We start from the raw sequence: 18104 nt of genomic DNA on the forward strand, positions 1-18104 counted from the left end.
CGGTCGCCGCCGCGCTCGCGGCCGTCGGCACCCCCCGCGGGCTCCGGCCGGCCCTGGCCGGCCGGCTCACCGTCCCCGGCTCCGCCGTTCCCGGCGCGCCCTGCGCCGACGGCCGGGGCATCGGCACCCACCGGGGCCGCCTGCTGGCCCGGGCGCTGGGCGCAGCCGCCTGATCCGTCCCCCGCCCTCTCGGTCCCGCAGCGCCGTCCCGTACGGCGTCGGCCGTCCGGCCCGTTCCCGGGCCTCCCACCTGCCCGTTCGATAGTCCGGGCGGCCCGGTCCCGACTGGTCGATCCTCCAGGCGAGGACCGGTGCGGCGGTGTGCGGCACCACTCGTCCGTGCAGGTGACGCGTTGCTTCAATCGCCGTATCGAGCTGTCGAGAACGGTGGGACGACGTGGATCTGAACACGGTGCAGGAGGTACGTGACGCCCGCCGTCACTACGTGTGGTTGCCGGGCGACGCCTGGCTCGGCGGCGGCACGTACCTGTTCTCCGAGCCGCAGCCCCACATCCGCCGGCTGATCGACCTGAGCCGGACCGGCTGGGAGCCACTGCGGATCACCGCCGACGACTCCCTGGAGATCGCCGCCACCTGCACGATCGCCCAGCTCTCCCGCTTCCCGAAGCCCGCCCGCTGGGCGGCGGCGCCGCTGTTCGAGCAGTGCTGCCGGGCGTTCCTGGCCTCGTGGAAGATCTGGAACATGGCCACCTTCGGCGGCAACCTGTGCAACTCGCTGCCCGCCGGGCCGATGATCTCGCTGGCCGCCGCCCTGGACGGCACCTGTCTGCTGCGCGACCAGGCCGGGTCGATGCGCACCGTCCGGGTCGCCGACTTCGTCGTCGGCGCGGGCCGCAATGTCCTGCAGCGGGGCGAGCTGCTGCGTTCGGTCACCCTGCCGGCCCGGGTGCTGGCCGGCCGGACCGCCTTCCGGCAGGCGTCGCTGTACGGGCTGGGCCGGTCGGGGGCGCTGGTGATCGGCGCCCTCGACCCCGTCGACGGCTCGCTGACCATCACCGTCAGTGCCTCGACCGTGCGGCCGGTACGGGTCTGGTTCCCGCCGTCGCCGAACGCGGCGGCCGTCCGTGAGGCGGTCGACCAAGCGGTGGCACCGGACGAGTGGTTCGACGACATCCACGGGCTGCCCGCGTGGCGGCGCCACATGACGCTCCGCTACGCGGAGGAGATCCGCCGCGAACTGGCCGCGCCCGCCGGGTGCGCCCCCGCCAGCTGTGCCCACCCCGACTCCGCACCGACCGAGGAGGCCGGACGATGAGCTACGCGATCCGCGTCAACGAGCAGGACTTCGACGCCGAGCCCCGCCCCGGCCAGTGCCTGCGCACCTATCTGCGCGAACGCGGCTGGTTCGGGGTGAAGAAGGGCTGCGACGCCGGCGACTGCGGCGCCTGCACCGTGCAGGTCGACGGCGAGCCGGTGCACAGCTGCCTGTACCCGGCCGTCCGGGCCGAGGGCCGTTCGGTGACCACCGTCGAGGGGCTGGCCAAGGACGGCGAACTGCACCCGATGCAGCAGCGGTTCCTGGACGCGCAGGGCTTCCAGTGCGGGTTCTGCACGGCCGGCTTCCTGATGACCGCCTCCGCCCTGGACGCCGAGCAGCTCACCGACCTGCCCCGGTCGCTGAAGGGCAACCTGTGCCGCTGCACCGGCTACCGCGCGATCGAGGACTCGATCCGCGGGGTCAAGCACGCCGAGGAGCCGTGCGCGGGCCAGGCGGTGGGCCGCAGCCCGGGGGCGCCGGCCGGGCCGCTGGTGGTCACCGGGACCGCCCGGTACACCTTCGACCTCGAGGTCGAGGGGCTGCTGAACATGAAGCTGCTGCGTTCGCCGCACCCGCACGCCCGGATCCTGTCCATCGACACCTCCGCCGCGCTGCGGGTGCCCGGGGTGCACGCCGTGTTCACCCACCACGACGCCCCGGACAAGCTGTACTCCTCGGCCCGGCACGAGCACCCCACCGAGGACCCGGACGACACCCGGGTGCTGGACGACGTGGTGCGCTTCGTCGGCCAGCGGGTGGCGGCCGTGGTCGCGGACAGCGAGGGCGCCGCCGAGGAGGGGTGCCGGCGGATCGTCGTCGAGTACGAGGAGCTCCCGTACGTCGTCGACCCGGAGCTGGCGATGCTGCCCGGCGCGCCGGTGATCCACCCGAAGGGCCCGGAGTCCCGGATCTTCCGCGCCGAGAACAACGTCTGCGGCGAGGTGCACGGCGAGCTGGGCAGCGTCGAGCAGGGCTTCGCCGAGGCCGACGTGGTCTACGAGGAGACCTTCCGGACGCAGCGGGTGCAGCACGCCAGCCTGGAGACGCACGGCTGCGTCGTCTACTTCGAGGAGAACGAGGAGAGCGGCGAGGAGCGGATCGTGGTGCGCTCCAGCACCCAGGTGCCGTTCCTGACCCGGCGGGCGCTGTGCGACCTGTACGACCTGCCGCCGGAGAGGGTCCGGGTGGTCGCGGGCCGGGTCGGCGGGGGCTTCGGCGGCAAGCAGGAGATGCTCACCGAGGACATCGCGGTGCTGGCGGCGCTGAAGCTGCACCGGCCGGTGAAGCTGGAGTTCACCCGTCCCGAGCAGTTCTACGGCGCGACCACCCGGCACCCGTTCACGGTCACGGTGAAGGTCGGGGCCACCAGGGACGGCATCCTGACGGCGCTGAAGTTCCGGGTGGTCGCCAACACCGGGGCGTACGGCAACCACGGGCCCGCGGTGATGTTCCACAGCGTCGGCGAGTCGATGGGCGTGTACCGGGCGCCCCACAAGAAGGTCAACGCGTACTCCGTCTACACCAACGCCGTGCCCGCCGGGGCGTTCCGCGGCTACGGGCTCGGCCAGGTCACCTTCGCCGTGGAATCGGCGATGGACGAGCTCGCCCGGCGCCTGGGCATCGATCCGCTGGTCCTGCGCGAGAAGAACGTCATCGGCCCGGGCGAGCACATGGAGGGCCCGGCGGGCGAGGAGGAGGACCTGCACATCGCCAGCTACGGCCTCGACCAGTGCCTGCAGGTGGTGCGCGACGCCCTGGCCGACGACCGCAGCGCCGAACTGGCGCCCGAGGGCTGGCTGGTGGGCCAGGGGTTCGCGATGTCCGCGATCGCCACCGGGCCGCCCGGCGGCCACTTCGCCGACGCCACGGTGAAGCTGATGGAGGACGGCACCTACGACATCGCCGTCGGCACGGCCGAGTTCGGCAACGGCACCACCACCGTGCACCAGCAGATCACCGCCGGGGCGCTCGGCACCACGGTCGACCGGATCGCCGTCCGCCAGTCCGACACCGACGTGGTCGGGCACGACACCGGCGCGTTCGGCTCGGCGGGCACGGTGGTGGCGGGCAAGGCCGTGATGAAGGCCGCCAACGCGCTCGCCGAGCAGATCCTGTCCTTCACCGCCGAGTACGCCCGCACCCAGCGCAGCCTGGTGCGGCTGCTGGCCGACGCCGTGGAGTGCGACGGCCGGACGGTATCGCTCAAGGAGGTCTTCGAGGCCGCCCATAGCAAGGGCGTGCTGCTCGCCGCGGACGGGCACTGGGGCGGCACCCCGAGGTCGGTGGCGTTCAACTCGCAGTGGTTCCGGCTCGCCGTGGACCCGGACACCGGGGAGATCAGGATCCTGCGCAGCGTCCACGGCGCCGACGCCGGCCGGGTGATGAACCCGCTGCAGTGCCGCGGCCAGGTCGAGGGCGGCGTCGCCCAGGCACTCGGCGCCACCCTGTTCGAACAGGTCCTGGTGGACGGACGCGGTGAGGTCACCACGGCCGCCTTCCGCCGCTACCGGCTGCCCGCGTACGCCGACATCCCGCGCACCGAGGTGCACTTCAGCCGGACCTCGGACGCGATCGGCCCGCTGGGCGCCAAGTCGATGAGCGAGAGCCCCTTCAACCCCGTCCCGCCCGCCTTCGCCAACGCGCTGCGCGACGCGACCGGCATCCGCTTCACCGAGGCGCCGTTCCTGCGGGACAAGGTGTGGCAGGCGCTCGCCGACCACCGCGCCCGGGGCGCGTCGGACGCCGCCTGAGCCGCCTGCGGCCCGGGGAATTCCCGTGAGGTGATCCCGGCCTCCGGCCCGACCGGCGGAATTGTCCCCGGCACACCCGTGGCGCGGCTTTCGGTGAACGATCACCCGGCATCGGGAACAGCTCGCCGAGAGGGTTGGCCGGTGATCTTCCGGCCCCCGCGCCCGCGGTATTCGATCTCCCCTACCGGCCCGCGTTCCTCACCCCGGCGCGGGCCGGCCGGCTGCCCGGCCGCCGGTACCGTGGGCGGCGGTCGGTCCGCCGCGCAGCGGGAGCGGACCGGACCGCTTCCCCCCGGACGGGCCTGCCGCGGGCCTGAACGCCGGGAACCGACGGCGCCTTCGGGGCGTCCGCCTCACCGCCCTCGCCCCATCGATGCATTTCCGGCTAAATGCGGACAATAAACCCCGAGCTTTCGGTTTATGCATCAACTGCCCGCTTGGAGGACATAGCGGGCCGACCCCCAGGGGCGCGTGATGTGCATCACCATCCTCCCCACCCCCCTGCCCCGACCACCCCCACAGCACTGTGCGAACATCTTCACGGAAGTCAGGCAGTTCTCCTGGCGACCGTCTCGGGGGTGGGAAGGATCGCACCGCTGCCCGGTCCGGGAGAATGATCCACAGCCGGAGCCGGGACTTCGAGCGTGAACATCCGACATATTCCGGGGGGCGACGAAAGGCGCCGTGAGCGGAAATTCCTCCGGCGAACCGGGCAGAGCACCGTTTTATGTCTCTTGACCAGACCTTTGGAGTAGCAGGCGTCATGAAGTCCCGCAGAGAAGCCGATCTCGTGGTGATCGGCCTGGGATACGTCGGACTTCCGCTGGCCCGGGGGGCCGCGCGGGCCGGACTGCGGGTGATCGGTCTCGACCGCAGCGCCGCCGTGGTGGACGGCCTCAACACCGGGTGCTCGCACGTCGACGACATCTCCGACACCGATCTCGCGGCCATGCGCGAGCAGGGCTTCCGGGCGACCACCGACGGCTCGGTGATCGCCTCCGCCGAGACCGTGGTGATCTGCGTCCCCACCCCCCTCACCGAGCACGGCGCGCCGGACCTGCGCGCGGTGGACAGCGCCGTCGCCACGGTGGCCGGGCACCTGCAGCCCGGCACGCTGGTCGTCCTGGAGTCGACCACCTACCCCGGGACCACCGACGACGTGGTGCGCCCGGCCCTGGAGGCCGCCGGCCTGCGGGCCGGCACCGACTTCCACCTCGCCTTCTCCCCCGAGCGCATCGACCCCGGGAACCCGTCCTTCGGCCTGGAGAACACCCCGAAGGTGGTCGGCGGCTGCACCCCCGAGTGCACCAAGGCGGCCCGCGGGTTCTACGAGCGGTTCGTCAACGAGGTCGTGGAGGCCAGGAGTCCGCGCGAGGCGGAGATGGCCAAGCTCCTGGAGAACACCTACCGGCACGTCAACATCGCCCTCGTCAACGAGATGGCGATGTTCTGCCGGGAGATCGACGTCGACCTGTGGGACGCCATCCGCTGCGCGGCCACCAAGCCCTTCGGCTTCGCCCCGTTCTACCCGGGGCCCGGGGTCGGCGGCCACTGCATCCCGATCGACCCGAACTACCTCTCCTACAAGGTCAAGTCGCTGGGCATCCCGTTCAGGTTCGTCGAACTGGCCCAGGAGATCAACCAGCGGATGCCCGTCCACGTCGTGCACCGGGCCGCCGACCTGCTCAACGAGCGGGCCAAGGCGGTGCGAGGCGCCCGGGTGCTGCTGCTGGGCGTCACCTACAAGCCGGACATATCGGACCAGCGGGAGACGCCGGCCACCGCCGTCGCGCTCGAACTGCGGCGCCGCGGCGCCGACATCCGCTACTACGACCCCAACGTGGCCGACTGGGCGGTGGCCGGCGAACCGGTCGCCCGGGTGACGGACTATCTGGCGGCCTCGGCCGAGGCCGACCTGACCATCCTGCTGCAACCGCACAGCACCATCGACCTCGCCGCCCTCGCCGACCGCGCCGAGCTGCTCTTCGACACCCGCGGCAGGACCAGCGGGCACCCAAAGGCGGTACAGCTGTGAGCCGCAACCGCAACGACGACGACCGCGAGCTGCCCGCCTCCGCCGCGGCCCCGGCCCGGCGCCGCGGCGGCCGGCAGGGGCACCGCAAGAAACGGCACCTGAAGGTTTCGTACGTGGTGTTCGTGGCGCTGGCCGCGTTCATCGCCACCAAGATGGACGCCTCCTCCGTCCACCTGTACTCGCTGGCCGCGGTCGGGCTGCTGTCGGTCAAGATGTTCCTGGCACTCTTCTACCGGCCGCGGCGGGCGACGACGCCCGAGCTCCAGCGCCTGGACGAGATGTGGGTGACGGCGGTCCTGCCGATCTACAACGAGGACCCGTCCATGTTCGAGCAGGGCCTGCGCAGCCTGCTCGCCCAGAGCCGGCTGCCCAACGAGGTCCACATCATCGACGACTCCAGCGCCGACCCCGGCGGCCTCACCGTGGCCCGGCGGATGGCCCGCGAGTTCGAACTCGCCGGGGTGATCTTCAAGGTGAGCGCGCAGCCCGAGAACCGGGGCAAGCGCGAGGCCTTGGCGCGCGGGTTCCTGGACGCCCCGTACACGGACGTCTTCCTGTGCGTCGACTCGGACACCGTGCTGACCAGGGACACCGTCCGCGAGCTGATCGTCCCGCTGGTCGACGACCGGGTGATGGCCTCGACCGGGATGGTCCTGGCGCTCAACCACGACGCCAACATCTTCACCCGCCTGCAGGACCTGCGGTACGGCAACTCGTTCCTCTTCGAGCGGGCCGCCTACTCCCAGCTGAAGTCCGTGCTGTGCTGCTGCGGCGCGCTCTCCGCCTACCGCGGCGACCTGGTCCGCAAGTACCTCCCGGACTTCCTGAACCAGCAGTTCCTGGGTAAGCCGGCGGTGTTCGGCGACGACCGGCGGATGACCAACTACTGCCTCACCGAGGGGCAGGTGGTCTTCCAGGAGACCGCCGTCGGCTACACCGCCGTCCCGGAGAAGCTCCCGCACTTCCTGCGCCAGCAGGTCCGGTGGAACAAGTCGTTCTTCCGGGAGTCGCTGTGGGCGCTGCGCAACCAGCGGATCACCCGGCCGGCGTTCTGGCTCACCGTGATGGAGATGGGCCTGTGGCTCGTCTTCGGCACCGCGATGCTCTACTCCCTGGTCATCAGTCCGGTCCTCGACCCGGTCGGGTTCATGCGCCACATCGGCGACTACCTGATGTTCATGGTCCTGATGGGCTACCTGCGCAACGTCCGCTACCTCGACTTCCCCCGGCGCAACATGGGGCTGATCAAGCGGTTCGGGATGTTCATGCTGGCGCCGGTCTACGGCGTGATCCAGCTGACGCTGCTGACGCCGCTGCGGATGTACGCCCTGGTCACCCTCAACAAGGGCAAGTGGGGCACCCGCGAGGCCGGCGTGGAGGTCACCGTGCAGTCCGGCCAGGGCGGCGACTACTCGGCCATGTGGAACGAGGACGAGGACGAGCCGGCCATGAGCGGCAGCCGGGCCTGACCGCCCCCCGGGCGCGGTACCGGGAACGACGCGACGAGGGGCTCCCGGGCACACGCCCGGGAGCCCCTCGTTCCGTACCGGGGTCAGGAGTAGTGCTTCATCGCCTCGGAGATGGTGACCACCGGCATGCCGCGGGCGGCGATCGCCTCCATCACCTTGGTGACGCCGGCCTGGCTGATCTGGGTGCTGGCCACCGGGCTGCCGGCCACGATGTCGTGGAAGCAGAGGATCAGCCAGTCCCCGCTCTTCGCGCAGCGGTCCAGCTTGCCGCCCGGGCCGATCACCTCGGCGAGCGTCGAACCGCCCACGTTGTCACCGTCGTTGAGCCCGGTCAGAGCCTTGAGCCGGTACGGCATGGCCGGGGCGAACGACTCGATCGTCTCGTAGATGATCGACCTGGCCGTGCTGAAGTGCCGGCTGGCGATCCGGTCGACGCCGACCCCGTCCGAGGTCTCCTGGAACGCGCCGTGCGGATAGGCGAAGTTCTCGGTGCTGAAGCGGTTGGAGGTGAGCCAGTCCCGCAGCTTGCCCATGTCCTCGTCCACCTGCTGCGAGGTGAGCTGGTTGTAGCCGGAGTTGTGGGCGGCGGTGGAGTAGGCGTGCCCGGCCATCTCCCAGCCCGAGGACTCCTGCATCGTCCGCATCTGGTCGATGGTCAGGTAGTTGGCGGTGCCCGCCGCCTGCGCGATGTTGTACATCGTGCCGGGGAAGCCGTGACTGTTCATCACCGGCCGGGCGAGGTCGAAGACCGAGCTGTAGGAGTCGTCGAAGGTGATGGACACCGCGCCGCGGGGGAAGATGGTGCGGGTGTCCGGGAGGATCTCCACGGACTGCAGGTGGTAGGTGACCCGGCTGTTCGCGTCGTCGTAGGCCACGAACGACATGTCGGTGAAGCCCGAGGTGGCGGACGGCACTCCGACCGGGGAGAGGCTGAAGGACCCGGCCGTGTTGGTGACGTCGGCCCACTGCAGGTGCACCACCACCCACTCACCGGACTGGACGTAGTTCGCCGCCTTGGTGGAGTGGGTGTGGAACTGCCACTGGAAGTTGTTGGCCAGCGAGCCGGTGCCCAGGTAGAAGCCCAGCTTGTGCAGGTGGGTGGTGTCGTCGACGCGCAGCGTCAGCCTGATCATCTTGTTGGTGAGGTCCAGCTTCGGCATCCCGGTCCGGCGGACGTAGGACTGCCGGCCCGACCCGTCGGTGGTGACCCGCACCGACTGGGTGCCCTGCAGGAACAGCGAGGCGTCGTTCAGCTCGTAGCCCGCGGTGCCCGCACCGCCGGCCGACCAGCCGTGTCCGGTCTGGAACTGCTGGGACCAGGTGGCCCGGCGGCTGCTGGGGTTGTACCCGGCCGGGGTGAGGATCGGCAGGTCGGAACCGGCCTCCTTGGGCTTGCCGGTGGCCGACGCCGACGCCGCGGCGGTGCTCGCCGCCGTCGCGGGGGAGCCGGCCGCGGGGTCGTCCCCGCAGCCGGTGAGCAGGGTGCCGCCGGCCGCGAGGAGCCCGCCGGCGCCGGCCAGCCGCAGAGCCGAGCGCCTGCTCACACCGCTACCGCTCAGGAGCCCGGCGGGGGGCGTCCGGAGTCCGAACGGGCTCTGGGTCGGCTCGTGGCTCATGGTTGGCTCCTGTGTGCGATCGGACCGGCGGAAGGCGCGCGCACTCAGGCGTCCTGACCGCAGCGTTCCACCCACCCCAGCCGAGGAGCGTAGCGGAACGATTCTCCACGGCCCCTGGCGGTCCTTCTGTGTACGGTCCCCGGGTTCGAGGACCGGGTCCCCGGGTCGCGGTCCGGCCGCGGCCCGGGGACCGGGGAGTTTCGGGTCAGGACTTGGGGACGGTGTTGATGTAATTGGTGCCGCTGCTGTAGTAGTCCGCGACCGTCTTCTCGACGTCCGCCTGGGACATCGCCTGGTTGGCGTTGTAGTAGAACCAGTTGATCTTCATGTCCCAGCTGCGCTGGCCCTTGAAGGGCAGGTCCACGAACCAGGTGTTGAAGTTGACGCCCATCGTCTGGCGCGGGAAGTACTTCCCGTTGCTGCTGAACAGCTCCTTGCCGTCCAGCGAGTAGGTCGCGACGCCCTTGACGGCGGTGATCACGATGGTGTGCCAGCCCTGCAGGCTCGCGTTGTGCCGACGGGTCACCCGGTCGCCGTTCTTGGCGCTGTACCAGCTGGTGGTGTCCAGCACCGGGCCGGGCGAACCCCAGCCGCCGTTCGGCATGTACTCGTTGTCCAGCTCGCTGTAGAGCGAGTCGTTCGAGGAGATCGTGTAGAACGACTGGTTGATGTGGTCGCCGGGCTGACCGCTGCTGGGCTGGTCGCTGAAGAAGATCCGGGCGGCGTAGGTGCCCGTCAGGAAGTCGGTGTCGGCGTTGTCGACCTGGGCCTGGGTGGTGCCCTGCTTGGTCCCGTCGGTGCTGGCCCTCAGCTGCAGCGTCTGCCCGCCCTGCGCGGTGGGCTCGGCCGGGAAGCTGACGCCCGCCGCCGACCAGGTGTCGGCCACGCCCGGACCGCCCTTGCTGGTCCGGATCCGCCAGCCGTGCTTGACCAGGGCCGGGTCGGTCGCGCCGCTGTAGTGGAAGTTGTCGAACGCGATCCCGGCCGGCGCGGCCGGCTTCGGGTTCGCCGCGGCGGCCGGCTGGCCCGACGCCGCGGTGGAGTCGGCGGGCTGGTCGCCCCAGGCGAGCTTGCCGGCTATGTACGCGGTGACCAGCTTCGCGGGCTTGAAGCTGGTGTTGGCGGGCTCGAACGAGCGGTCGTCGGCCTGGTTCAGGTCCTGGTGGTCGAGACGGTAGAGCTGGAGCTGGATGCCCTTGCTGTTGACCCCGGGCTGCAGGCTGCCGGCGCCCGCCGTGAAGCTGAGCTCCAGGTAGTGGTCTGCCTTGTCCGACGGGTTGGCGAGCGCGACGATGGTGCCGTCGATGTTCGCGCAGCCGACCGCGGCCTCCACGCAGTTGAAGCCGTACGGGACGCCCCCGTCCGCGGTGAAGTAGTACCGGAGCGTCACCTCGTTGAGCGGGATCGCCTTCTTGGAGCTGTTGATGACCTCCAGCCACGGCTTGGCCACCGGGACCACGGCCGTCGGCTCGGTCCTGTGCCGGATGGTCAGATCGCTCGGATCGGGATGCGCGGCGCGCCAGGCCGGGTAGAGCGCGTTGCCGGCCGCAACGAGCACGATCACCAGGAACAGCAATTTGAGCACGTTCCAGACGCGCCGACGCGACGCGCTGCGGGCAGATCCCACGGGAGCTCCTAGCACAGGTGCGACGCGTTACCGAGGGCGCGCCTTCAAATGATGTTCAGAATTGACCGGATTCGCCTGCCATCCTAGCCAGTGCGGGCGCTGCCCCCGGGGCCGGACCGGAAATTCCGGTGTGACGTGCTCAACAGCGCACCGCGGCCAATTCCGTGACACACCGACAGTCACCGGCCCACCGCTCCCCGACCGCCTCCGTCCCGAGAATTCCGGGAACCCATGTCCTCCGGCGACGGAAATGCGCGAGGGAATCCCATCTCTCGTCAGATATCCCCGTGCAGGGAGATTCCGAGGTCAGGACCGGTATCGGCCGGACCGCCGAATCGGCGGCGTTCCGGGCGGCCGGAAGGCCGCCCGGAGCGGGAGGTCAGAACCGGAACCAGGTCGCGCGCGCGGCGACGTCCGTCGAGCGGTCCTTGGCGACCTGGGCGATCCCCTCCGGGGTGAGCGCCTGGTCCCAGATCTGGACGTCCGCGATCGAACCGTCCCAGGCGTCGGCCCAGTGGGACTTGAAACGCGCCCGGCCGATCTCGATCGGGCCGTTGGTGGACAGGATCCCGGACACCGGGGTGGTCATCGCGAGGGCGCCGTTGACGTAGAGCGCGATGCTGCCGGCCTTGGCGTCGTACACACCGGTCAGCGTGGTCCACTCGCCGATCGGGACCGAGCCGGGGGCCTCCGCCAGAACGGCCTTGCCACTCTCCGCGGCGGTCTGGACCTTGAACACCCACTGGTTGTGGCCGGGCCGGAAGTCGCGTCCCAGATAGAAGGAGAAGAATCCGTCGCTGCCCTGGGACAGGATGGCCCGGGGCTGCTCCGGCGCGTTGTTGCGCACCACGGCGGAGACGGTGAAGCTCGTGCAGGTGTTGACCACGACCGAGTCCGCCTCGGCGTAGCCGTCGGCGCTGCCGCGCAGGGTCAGCGCCAGGCCGCTGTGGCCGTCGATGGTGCCGACGTGGGTGCCCGCACCGAGGCGGACGTCGTTGGCGCCCTTCGAACCCGCGGGGGAGGGCGCGATGCAGTTCGGCGCCGACGCGACGGGCTGGTCGTCGGCCGACGGCTTCTTGTCACCGGTGCCGCGCAGGACCACCGCGGTCGCCACCATGCCGGCGACCACCAGCACACCGACCACGCTCAGCACGATGCGCATCCGGCGCTTCCTGCGGGCCTCGCGCTCGGTGGCCTCGGCCATCGCCGCCCAGTCCGGAGTGCTGTCGTTCATCGCCGGCTGGAAACCCGGCGCGCCCCAGCCGTCGTTGCCGCCCTGGCCGCCGCTCACGTTTCCCCCACTTCCCCCAGCACTATCCATGGGTCGAAACTTTAGGCCACCCGGGAGGATCCGCAAGCACCGGGGGGCCGCAGATCCCGGGCCCACTCCGGCCGTCCCGCCGCAGGCGGGGGCCGCCCCGTCCCGCCTACCGGACACTGCCCAGGTCGCCGGGTGACAAAACGGCCGAAAGGGGCGCCGGTCCGCCGGTTTGCGATGACGTTCACGACGCAATCGTCCCCACGCAGACAATTCGCATTCCCGGCGCCGCCGACGTAATCGCCGCCCCCCGCCCGGAAATGGCCGCGGGAACGGATTCCCCACCCGCCGCCGGAGGCTTCCGGCCCGCACCGGAATGCCGCCGCACCGTGGTTCCGGCGGCCCGCACGCCCGCCCCGTCGGCCCCGACTCCGGCCGGCCCCGGACAACGCGAAAGCCCCAGGCCGTTGACCTGGGGCTCTCACTCCGAGCGGGCGACGAGAATCGAACTCGCGCTATAAGCTTGGGAAGCTCATGTTCTACCATTAAACTACGCCCGCATTGACGAGCCGTCAGTGACCGCTCGATCGATCACCACTGTACCCCATCCGCGGAGCCATCCGGGCGTCCGGCATGAACGCGGCGCCGGGCCGGTGCGGCGGGCCCTGCCGGGGCGTAGCGTGTGGGCCGCCCGGTCGAGGTGGAGGGCGGCGAGCCGCTGTGCGTGATGTCCGGAACATCCCCTAATGTGACGCTGTCGCCGGGGCGCACGCAGCGCCGGGCGCAGGGTGTCCGGGGAAGACTGGGAAGGGGACCGATGGATCAGCGCACCGTCGTTCGTTGTGCCGAGGGGCATCTGTTCAGCACCACCACGTTCCCGATGCAGAACCTCGGTGCCGGCCGGCTCGGCCCGGGGAGACTGATCCGCTGTCCGCAGTGCGGGCGGCTGCGCAGCTCGGTACCGGCCGATCCGGGTGAGCTGTCGGCGCCGCAGCTGGCGCGGGCGCTGCGGCTGGAGGCGGCCGAGTTCCTGGCCTGAGCGGGCGCGATTGGTCGGGCGCCCGCAGGTGCACGTAACCTCGGTGGCGTGCTGCTCTCTGACAAGGACATTCGTACCGAGATCGACAAGGGTCGGGTCGTGATCGACCCCTTCGACCCCTCGATGGTCCAGCCGTCGAGTATCGACGTCCGGCTCGACCGCTTCTTCCGGGTGTTCGAGAACCACCGGTACCCCCACATCGACCCCTCGGAGGAGCAGCCGGACCTGACCCGGCTGGTCGAGCCGGAGGGGGACGAGGCGTTCATCCTGCACCCGGGCGAGTTCGTGCTGGCGGCGACGTACGAGCGCCTCACGCTGCCGGACGACGTGGCCTCCCGGCTGGAGGGCAAGTCCAGCCTGGGCCGGCTCGGTCTGCTGACGCACTCCACGGCCGGGTTCATCGACCCCGGCTTCAACGGGCACGTCACCCTGGAGCTGTCGAACGTCGCGACGCTGCCGATCAAGCTCTACCCGGGTATGAAGATCGGGCAGCTCTGCCTGTTCCGGCTGTCCTCGCCGGCCGAGTTCCCGTACGGCTCCGAGCGGTACGGCTCGCGCTACCAGGGTCAGCGCGGCCCGACGGCCTCGCGTTCGCACCTGAACTTCCACCGCACCGACATCTGAGCGGCGCGGACCGGCCGCGCGGACGCGGCGACGACGACGAGGGGCGGCCGGGTGACCGGCCGCCCCTCGTCGTGTCCCCCCGTCGTGCTCCCCCGCCCCTGTCGGCCCCTGCCGTACGGGGTTCAGGCGCGCTTGGGGCGGGTCACCGCGACCAGTTCACTGCCGTCCTCGGACAGGGTCAACTCGGTGCGCAGCTCGGCGAGTTCGCCGAGGTGGTGGAGGTGGGTACCGCCGCAGAAGATCTCGGCGGTGCCGGCCGGGAGTTCGCACTGCCAGCGGCGGCGGGCGGTCAGCTCGGGCCCGGGGACCTCGATGCGGACCTGCGCGTCGGCCGCGACCCAGGCGGCGAGCCGCTGGTTGACGGCTTCGGTGACGGCCGGCAGGGCGTCGGCGAGGGCGGGGAGGTCGTCGGCCGCCTCGGTGGTGAAGCCCTTCTTGCGCAGCGACTTGCCCAGCCGGTAGGTGTCGGTGCTGGCTTCGGTGTCCATCACCGAGCTCGCCATGGCGAGGCTGTCGAAGTCGGGGTTGCCGAAGGCGTCGCTGCGGCCCGGGTCCTTGCGCCAGCGGGCAGCGAGGGCCTCGTTGAGGGCGAGGGCGAGCAGGTGGCAGCCGCTGTGCGCGGCGGACAGCAGGCCGCGGCGGTGGGCGTCGACGCTCAGCTGGGCGGTGCGGCCGGCCGCGGCGGCGAGGGCGTCGGCCGAGGACTGCGGCAGCACGTGCAGGACCAGCCAGGACCAGTCCTCGTCGCCGCGGCGCACCGGGATGTCGGCGCCCACCAGGACCTCGCCGCCGTCCGGGCCGACGGCGCCGGTCAGGCAGTCCACCACCGGGTGCTCGACGCCGTCCACGGTCAGCGAGCCGTGGTCGGCGGGCTGGTCGGGCCAGGTGTGGTCGAGCGGGTGGAAGGGCGTGGCCGCGGTGATCACGGCGGTGCGCCCGTCGGGGAGCCGGTGCACGGCGAGGATCTCCGACTCGCCGTGCACGGTCCCGGCCGGGAAGCTGACGTGCGTGGTGGGGAGGGTCATTCGATGGCTCCGGTCGCGGTGGGGCCGGCGGTCGCGGACGTGACGGCACGGGCGGAAGCGGGCAAAGCCAACAGCCTATAGCCCGCGGTGCGCGGGGCCCGGTCACCGTCCGACCGCCGGGGTGCCCGGGCGTCGGTCGGTACGGCTCAGCCCAGGGTGGGCAGCTTGATCAGGACCAGCAGCGCGAGCAACTGGAGGGCCGCCGCCCCGGCGGCCTTGCCCCAGGGCAGGTCGTGGACCCGCCGGACCATCGTGGTCAGCAGGACCGCGCAGAGCAGCCAGGTGGCCCAGCCCACGGCCTGGACCACCATGTTGTCGGCGGGCAGGAACAGGGCCAGCAGCAGCCTCGGCGCGTCCGTGGTCCAGCCGATCAGTACGGCCAGGCCCACGGTGGACTGCCAGGGCCCGTCGCCGCCGAACTGGCGGGCGAGGGCGTAGGTGACCGCGCCGAGCACGGCGCCGGCCAGGGTGAAGCCGACGGCCGCGCCGGCGATGGCCCACACCGCGACGGAGAAGGTCGAGTTGACCACCTCGTTGTGGGTGGAGCCCATGCCGAGGACGGCGAGCACGCCGTAGATCAGCGAGACGCACAGCGCGGGCAGCCAGACATGGTGGTCGCGCATCCGGGCGAAGGTGCGGGCGGGCTCGCGGTAGATCCCGGCGAGCAGGGGCCGCCAGGCGAGCCTGGGTCCGGTCGGCGGCGGGGTGCTGCGGCCGCCGGCCCGGTAGACCGCGACGTTGTCCTGGCCGCCGTAGCCGTCGGGCCCGGTGCCGTAGCCGTCCGGCCCGGCCGGGTACCCGGCGGGGGCGCCGTACGGGTCGTAGGGGCCGTAGGGGTCGTCGCCGACCGCGAAGGCGCGGGTGTGTCCGGGCTGGTCCGCCGCGTACGGGTCGCCCGTGCCGGCCGGGTGGGCGTCGGGCTGCGGGTAGGCCTCCTGGGCCGCGGTGAAGTACTCCGGCTGCCCGGTCGGGCCGCTCCCCTGGTGCGGGGACGCCGGGCCGCCCGGTGCGGGCCAGCCCTGCCGGGGGTCCCCGCCCTGCCCACTGTCGTATCGATTACCTGCCACGGGATCGACGGTACCCGTTCGTGCTGACCGGCCGTCGGGTGATCATGGCCCTGTGGGGAGATTGGGGCCGTCCTGTGACGACCCGCCGGACCGCCCGGCCCGGGCGCGGTGGCCCGGGCACGGTGCGGCGCGGTCAGCGGCTGGCGACCTCGGAGCGGGTCTGGCCGCTCCCGTGCACGGCGGCGGCCGAGACCTGGCCGGCCGGGCACCCGCCGGGGCCGGCCGTGGTGCGCACCGCGCCGACCGGCAGCAGCGTGCCGCAGGCGACCCGCAGGCCGCTGGGCAGCTCGTTGTCGGCCTCGACGATGGCGCCGTCACCGATCACGGCGCCGTCCAGCGAGGTCCGGGCGCCGACGGTGGCGTACGCGCCGACGATCGAGTCCTTGACGTACGCGTCCGGGCCGATCACTGCGCCGGCCAGGATCACGCTGCCCTCGATGATGGCGCCGGCGGCGACGCTCGCGCCCTCGGCGACCACGGTGCCGGAGCTGAGCACCGCGCCCAGGTCCACCTCCGCGCCGGGCAGCAGCAGCGCCTCGCCGGTCGGGCCGGGCACGGCCGGGGAGTCCACCTTGCCGAGCACCAGGTCGGCGGAGCCGCGGACGAAGGCGCCGGGGGTGCCGAGGTCGAGCCAGTACGAGGTGTCGACCACGCCGCGCAGCAGGGCGCCGCTCTCAAGCAGCTCGGGGAAGGTCTCGCGCTCGACGGAGACCTCCCGACCGGCGAGGATGCGGTCGATGACCGAGCGGGTGAAGACGTAGCACCCGGCGTTGATCTGGTCGGTGACGATCTGCTCGGGCGTCTCGGGCTTCTCGAGGAACTCGAGCACCCGGCCGGCCGCGTCGGTGGGGACCAGGCCGAAGGCGCGCGGGTCCTCGACCCGGGTGAGGTGCAGGGTGACGTCGGCGCCGGCGGCCAGGTGGCTGTCGCGCAGGGCGGCGATGTCGACGCCGGAGAGGATGTCACCGTTGAAGATCAGCACCGGCTCGTCCGGGCCGCAGGTCAGCCCGGAGGCGGCGTTGCGGATCGCACCGCCGGTGCCGAGCGGCTCCTTCTCGGTGAGGTAGACCAGCTCGATGCCGTACGGGCTGCCGTCCTGGAAGTGGTCCTCGAACACCTCGGCCAGGTAGGACGTGGCGAGCACGACCCGGGTGACCCCGGCGGCCGCGGCGCGGGCCAGCTGGTGCGCGATGAACGGGACGCCGGCGACGGGGAGCATCGGCTTCGGCGTGTGGGTGGTCAGCGGGCGCAAGCGAGTGCCCTTGCCACCGACCAGCATGATGGCCTCGGTCATGGACTGCGCTTCTCCAAGTTCCGGCGTGTCCGCGGCCGGGGCCCCAGGGCCGACGGCTCGCGACTGACGTGCGCTGCGCCGACCGTCCGGGGACGTTCGGCAACCCGCATGTCACGGGTCTGGCGATTACTATATTTGGCTTCTCGGTGCACCCCGCCCGCACCCCCGGAGGAGGGCTCCGGCCCCGGCCGGGCGAGCCGGGTCAGGGGAGCAGCCAGGCAGCGGTGGCTGGGACGCCGGCCGAGGTGCCGCCGGTTCCCTTCAGCTGGGCGACGGCCCCGGCGGGAAGGGCCCGGTCCCAGACCTGGACGTCGCCGATCGCCCCGTCCCAGAAGTCCGTCCAGGCGGACTTGTAGCGGACCCGGCCGATCTGGAGCGGGCCGCCGGCCTGCCAGATCCCGGTGACCGGGGTGGTGTTGGCCAGCTGGCCGTCGACGTACAGCTGGATCTTCTTGGTGGCCGCGTCGTAGACGCCGGTCAGCAGCGTCCACTGGCCGGTGGTGGCACTGCCTCGGGAGAACGCCTGGTAGGTGGTGTTGTCCTGGGCACCGGCGGCGGTCTGGACCTTGAACACCCACTGGTTGTGGCTGTCCCAGTAGTCGCGGCCGAGGTAGAAGGAGTAGTAGCTGTCGCTGCCCTGGGTGACGACGGCCCGGCCGCCGGTCGGGGCGTTGTTTCGGACCATGGCGGAGACGGTGAAGCTGCGGCCGGTGTCGACCACCGGGCCCGCGCTCTGGCCGTAGCCGTCGGCGCTGCCGTGCAGCACCAGGGTCGACCCGCTGTGGCCGTCGGTCGGCCCGACGGCGGCCGCCGGGGCGAGGGCGATGCCGTGGCCGCCAATGCGGTCGTCGAGCTGGGCGGGGGCGGCGGGCCCGCCGGGTGCCGCGGGTCCCGTGGACGGCTTCGTGGTGGCGCCCAGTGTCCGGCCGCCCGGGGTCGGTGCGGCGCCGGACGGGCCGGCCTGGTCGCCGGGGGACGCGGCGGGTGCGGCGCTCGCGGAGCCGGACGCGGAGGCGCCGGT

The 18104-nt window shown here is 71.9% G+C and carries 12 protein-coding genes, 1 tRNA gene and 1 pseudogene; 6 read left to right on the top strand and 8 right to left on the bottom strand.

Annotated features, from left to right (window positions below):
• The first annotated feature begins 397 nt into the window (after positions 1-397).
• The 4 genes from AA75_RS00790 to AA75_RS00805 all read left to right on the top strand — a co-directional run bounded on the left by AA75_RS00790 (position 398) and on the right by AA75_RS00805 (position 7533).
• The gene (locus AA75_RS00790; RefSeq protein ID WP_051811487.1) at positions 398-1276 is read left to right on the top strand and encodes a xanthine dehydrogenase family protein subunit M; all 879 of its coding nucleotides are present in this window, start codon (positions 398-400) and stop codon (positions 1274-1276) included.
• On the top strand, positions 1273-4029 hold the full coding sequence (locus AA75_RS00795) for a molybdopterin-dependent oxidoreductase (RefSeq protein WP_033817691.1): 2757 nt from the start codon (positions 1273-1275) through the stop codon (positions 4027-4029). Before AA75_RS00790 ends, AA75_RS00795 begins: the two co-directional genes overlap by 4 nt.
• Positions 4030-4792: 763 nt before the next feature.
• Positions 4793-6064: a nucleotide sugar dehydrogenase gene (locus AA75_RS00800; RefSeq protein WP_033817692.1), complete on the top strand. Its 1272-nt coding sequence runs from the start codon at positions 4793-4795 to the stop codon at positions 6062-6064.
• Positions 6061-7533: a glycosyltransferase gene (locus AA75_RS00805; RefSeq protein WP_233288862.1), complete on the top strand. Its 1473-nt coding sequence runs from the start codon at positions 6061-6063 to the stop codon at positions 7531-7533. The genes AA75_RS00800 and AA75_RS00805 overlap by 4 nt, the downstream gene beginning before the upstream one ends.
• An 83-nt stretch (positions 7534-7616) precedes the next feature.
• Here the strand turns inward: AA75_RS00805 and AA75_RS00810 are convergent, their stop codons facing one another.
• From AA75_RS00810 to AA75_RS00825, 4 genes are all read right to left on the bottom strand, one after another.
• Positions 7617-9149 carry a polysaccharide deacetylase family protein gene (locus AA75_RS00810; protein ID WP_082526142.1) on the bottom strand — a complete coding sequence of 511 codons (1533 nt, stop codon included), beginning with the start codon at positions 9147-9149 and terminating at the stop codon, positions 7617-7619.
• A 205-nt stretch (positions 9150-9354) separates the two neighbouring features.
• On the bottom strand, positions 9355-10776 hold the full coding sequence (locus AA75_RS00815) for a cellulose binding domain-containing protein (RefSeq protein ID WP_033817693.1): 1422 nt from the start codon (positions 10774-10776) through the stop codon (positions 9355-9357).
• A gap of 379 nt (positions 10777-11155) precedes the next feature.
• The gene (locus AA75_RS00820) at positions 11156-12067 is read right to left on the bottom strand and encodes a LamG domain-containing protein (protein WP_033817694.1); all 912 of its coding nucleotides are present in this window, start codon (positions 12065-12067) and stop codon (positions 11156-11158) included.
• A gap of 456 nt (positions 12068-12523) precedes the next feature.
• Positions 12524-12594, bottom strand: a tRNA-Gly gene (locus AA75_RS00825).
• Positions 12595-12851: 257 nt separating this feature from the next.
• Here AA75_RS00825 and AA75_RS00830 point away from each other — a divergent pair.
• Together AA75_RS00830 and dcd are read left to right on the top strand one after the other, a co-directional pair.
• On the top strand, positions 12852-13073 hold the full coding sequence (locus AA75_RS00830) for a hypothetical protein (protein WP_033817695.1): 222 nt from the start codon (positions 12852-12854) through the stop codon (positions 13071-13073).
• A 48-nt stretch (positions 13074-13121) separates the two neighbouring features.
• Complete coding sequence (gene dcd / locus AA75_RS00835) at positions 13122-13697, top strand: dCTP deaminase (RefSeq protein ID WP_033817696.1); 576 nt, start codon at positions 13122-13124, stop codon at positions 13695-13697.
• A 122-nt stretch (positions 13698-13819) separates the two neighbouring features.
• On the opposite strand, the gene AA75_RS00840 is transcribed toward dcd, so the two are convergent.
• From AA75_RS00840 to AA75_RS53625, 4 genes and pseudogenes are all read right to left on the bottom strand, one after another.
• Positions 13820-14722, bottom strand: coding sequence for a metal-dependent hydrolase (locus AA75_RS00840; protein ID WP_033817697.1), 903 nt, complete (start codon positions 14720-14722; stop codon positions 13820-13822).
• A gap of 146 nt (positions 14723-14868) precedes the next feature.
• Entirely contained in the window at positions 14869-15789 is a 921-nt protein-coding gene (locus tag AA75_RS00845) for a YIP1 family protein (RefSeq protein ID WP_033817698.1), read from the bottom strand.
• Between the two features lie 220 nt (positions 15790-16009).
• Positions 16010-17083: pseudogene (locus AA75_RS00850) on the bottom strand (sugar phosphate nucleotidyltransferase); the annotation flags it as partial.
• A 202-nt stretch (positions 17084-17285) separates the two neighbouring features.
• Positions 17286-18104: LamG domain-containing protein (locus AA75_RS53625; RefSeq protein ID WP_033817699.1), on the bottom strand; the 819-nt coding region annotated here is incomplete at its 5' end.

This window comes from Kitasatospora sp. MBT63, from assembly GCF_000710465.2.
Taxonomy (GTDB): domain Bacteria; phylum Actinomycetota; class Actinomycetes; order Streptomycetales; family Streptomycetaceae; genus Kitasatospora.

Coding starts and splice junctions, on each gene's coding strand:
- AA75_RS00795 (WP_033817691.1), top strand. CDS start 1,273: ATGAGCTACGCGATCCGCGTCAACGAGCAGGACTTCGACGCCGAGCCC.
- AA75_RS00800 (WP_033817692.1), top strand. CDS start 4,793: ATGAAGTCCCGCAGAGAAGCCGATCTCGTGGTGATCGGCCTGGGATAC.
- AA75_RS00810 (WP_082526142.1), bottom strand. CDS start 9,149: ATGAGCCACGAGCCGACCCAGAGCCCGTTCGGACTCCGGACGCCCCCC.
- AA75_RS00830 (WP_033817695.1), top strand. CDS start 12,852: ATGGATCAGCGCACCGTCGTTCGTTGTGCCGAGGGGCATCTGTTCAGC.
- AA75_RS00840 (WP_033817697.1), bottom strand. CDS start 14,722: ATGACCCTCCCCACCACGCACGTCAGCTTCCCGGCCGGGACCGTGCAC.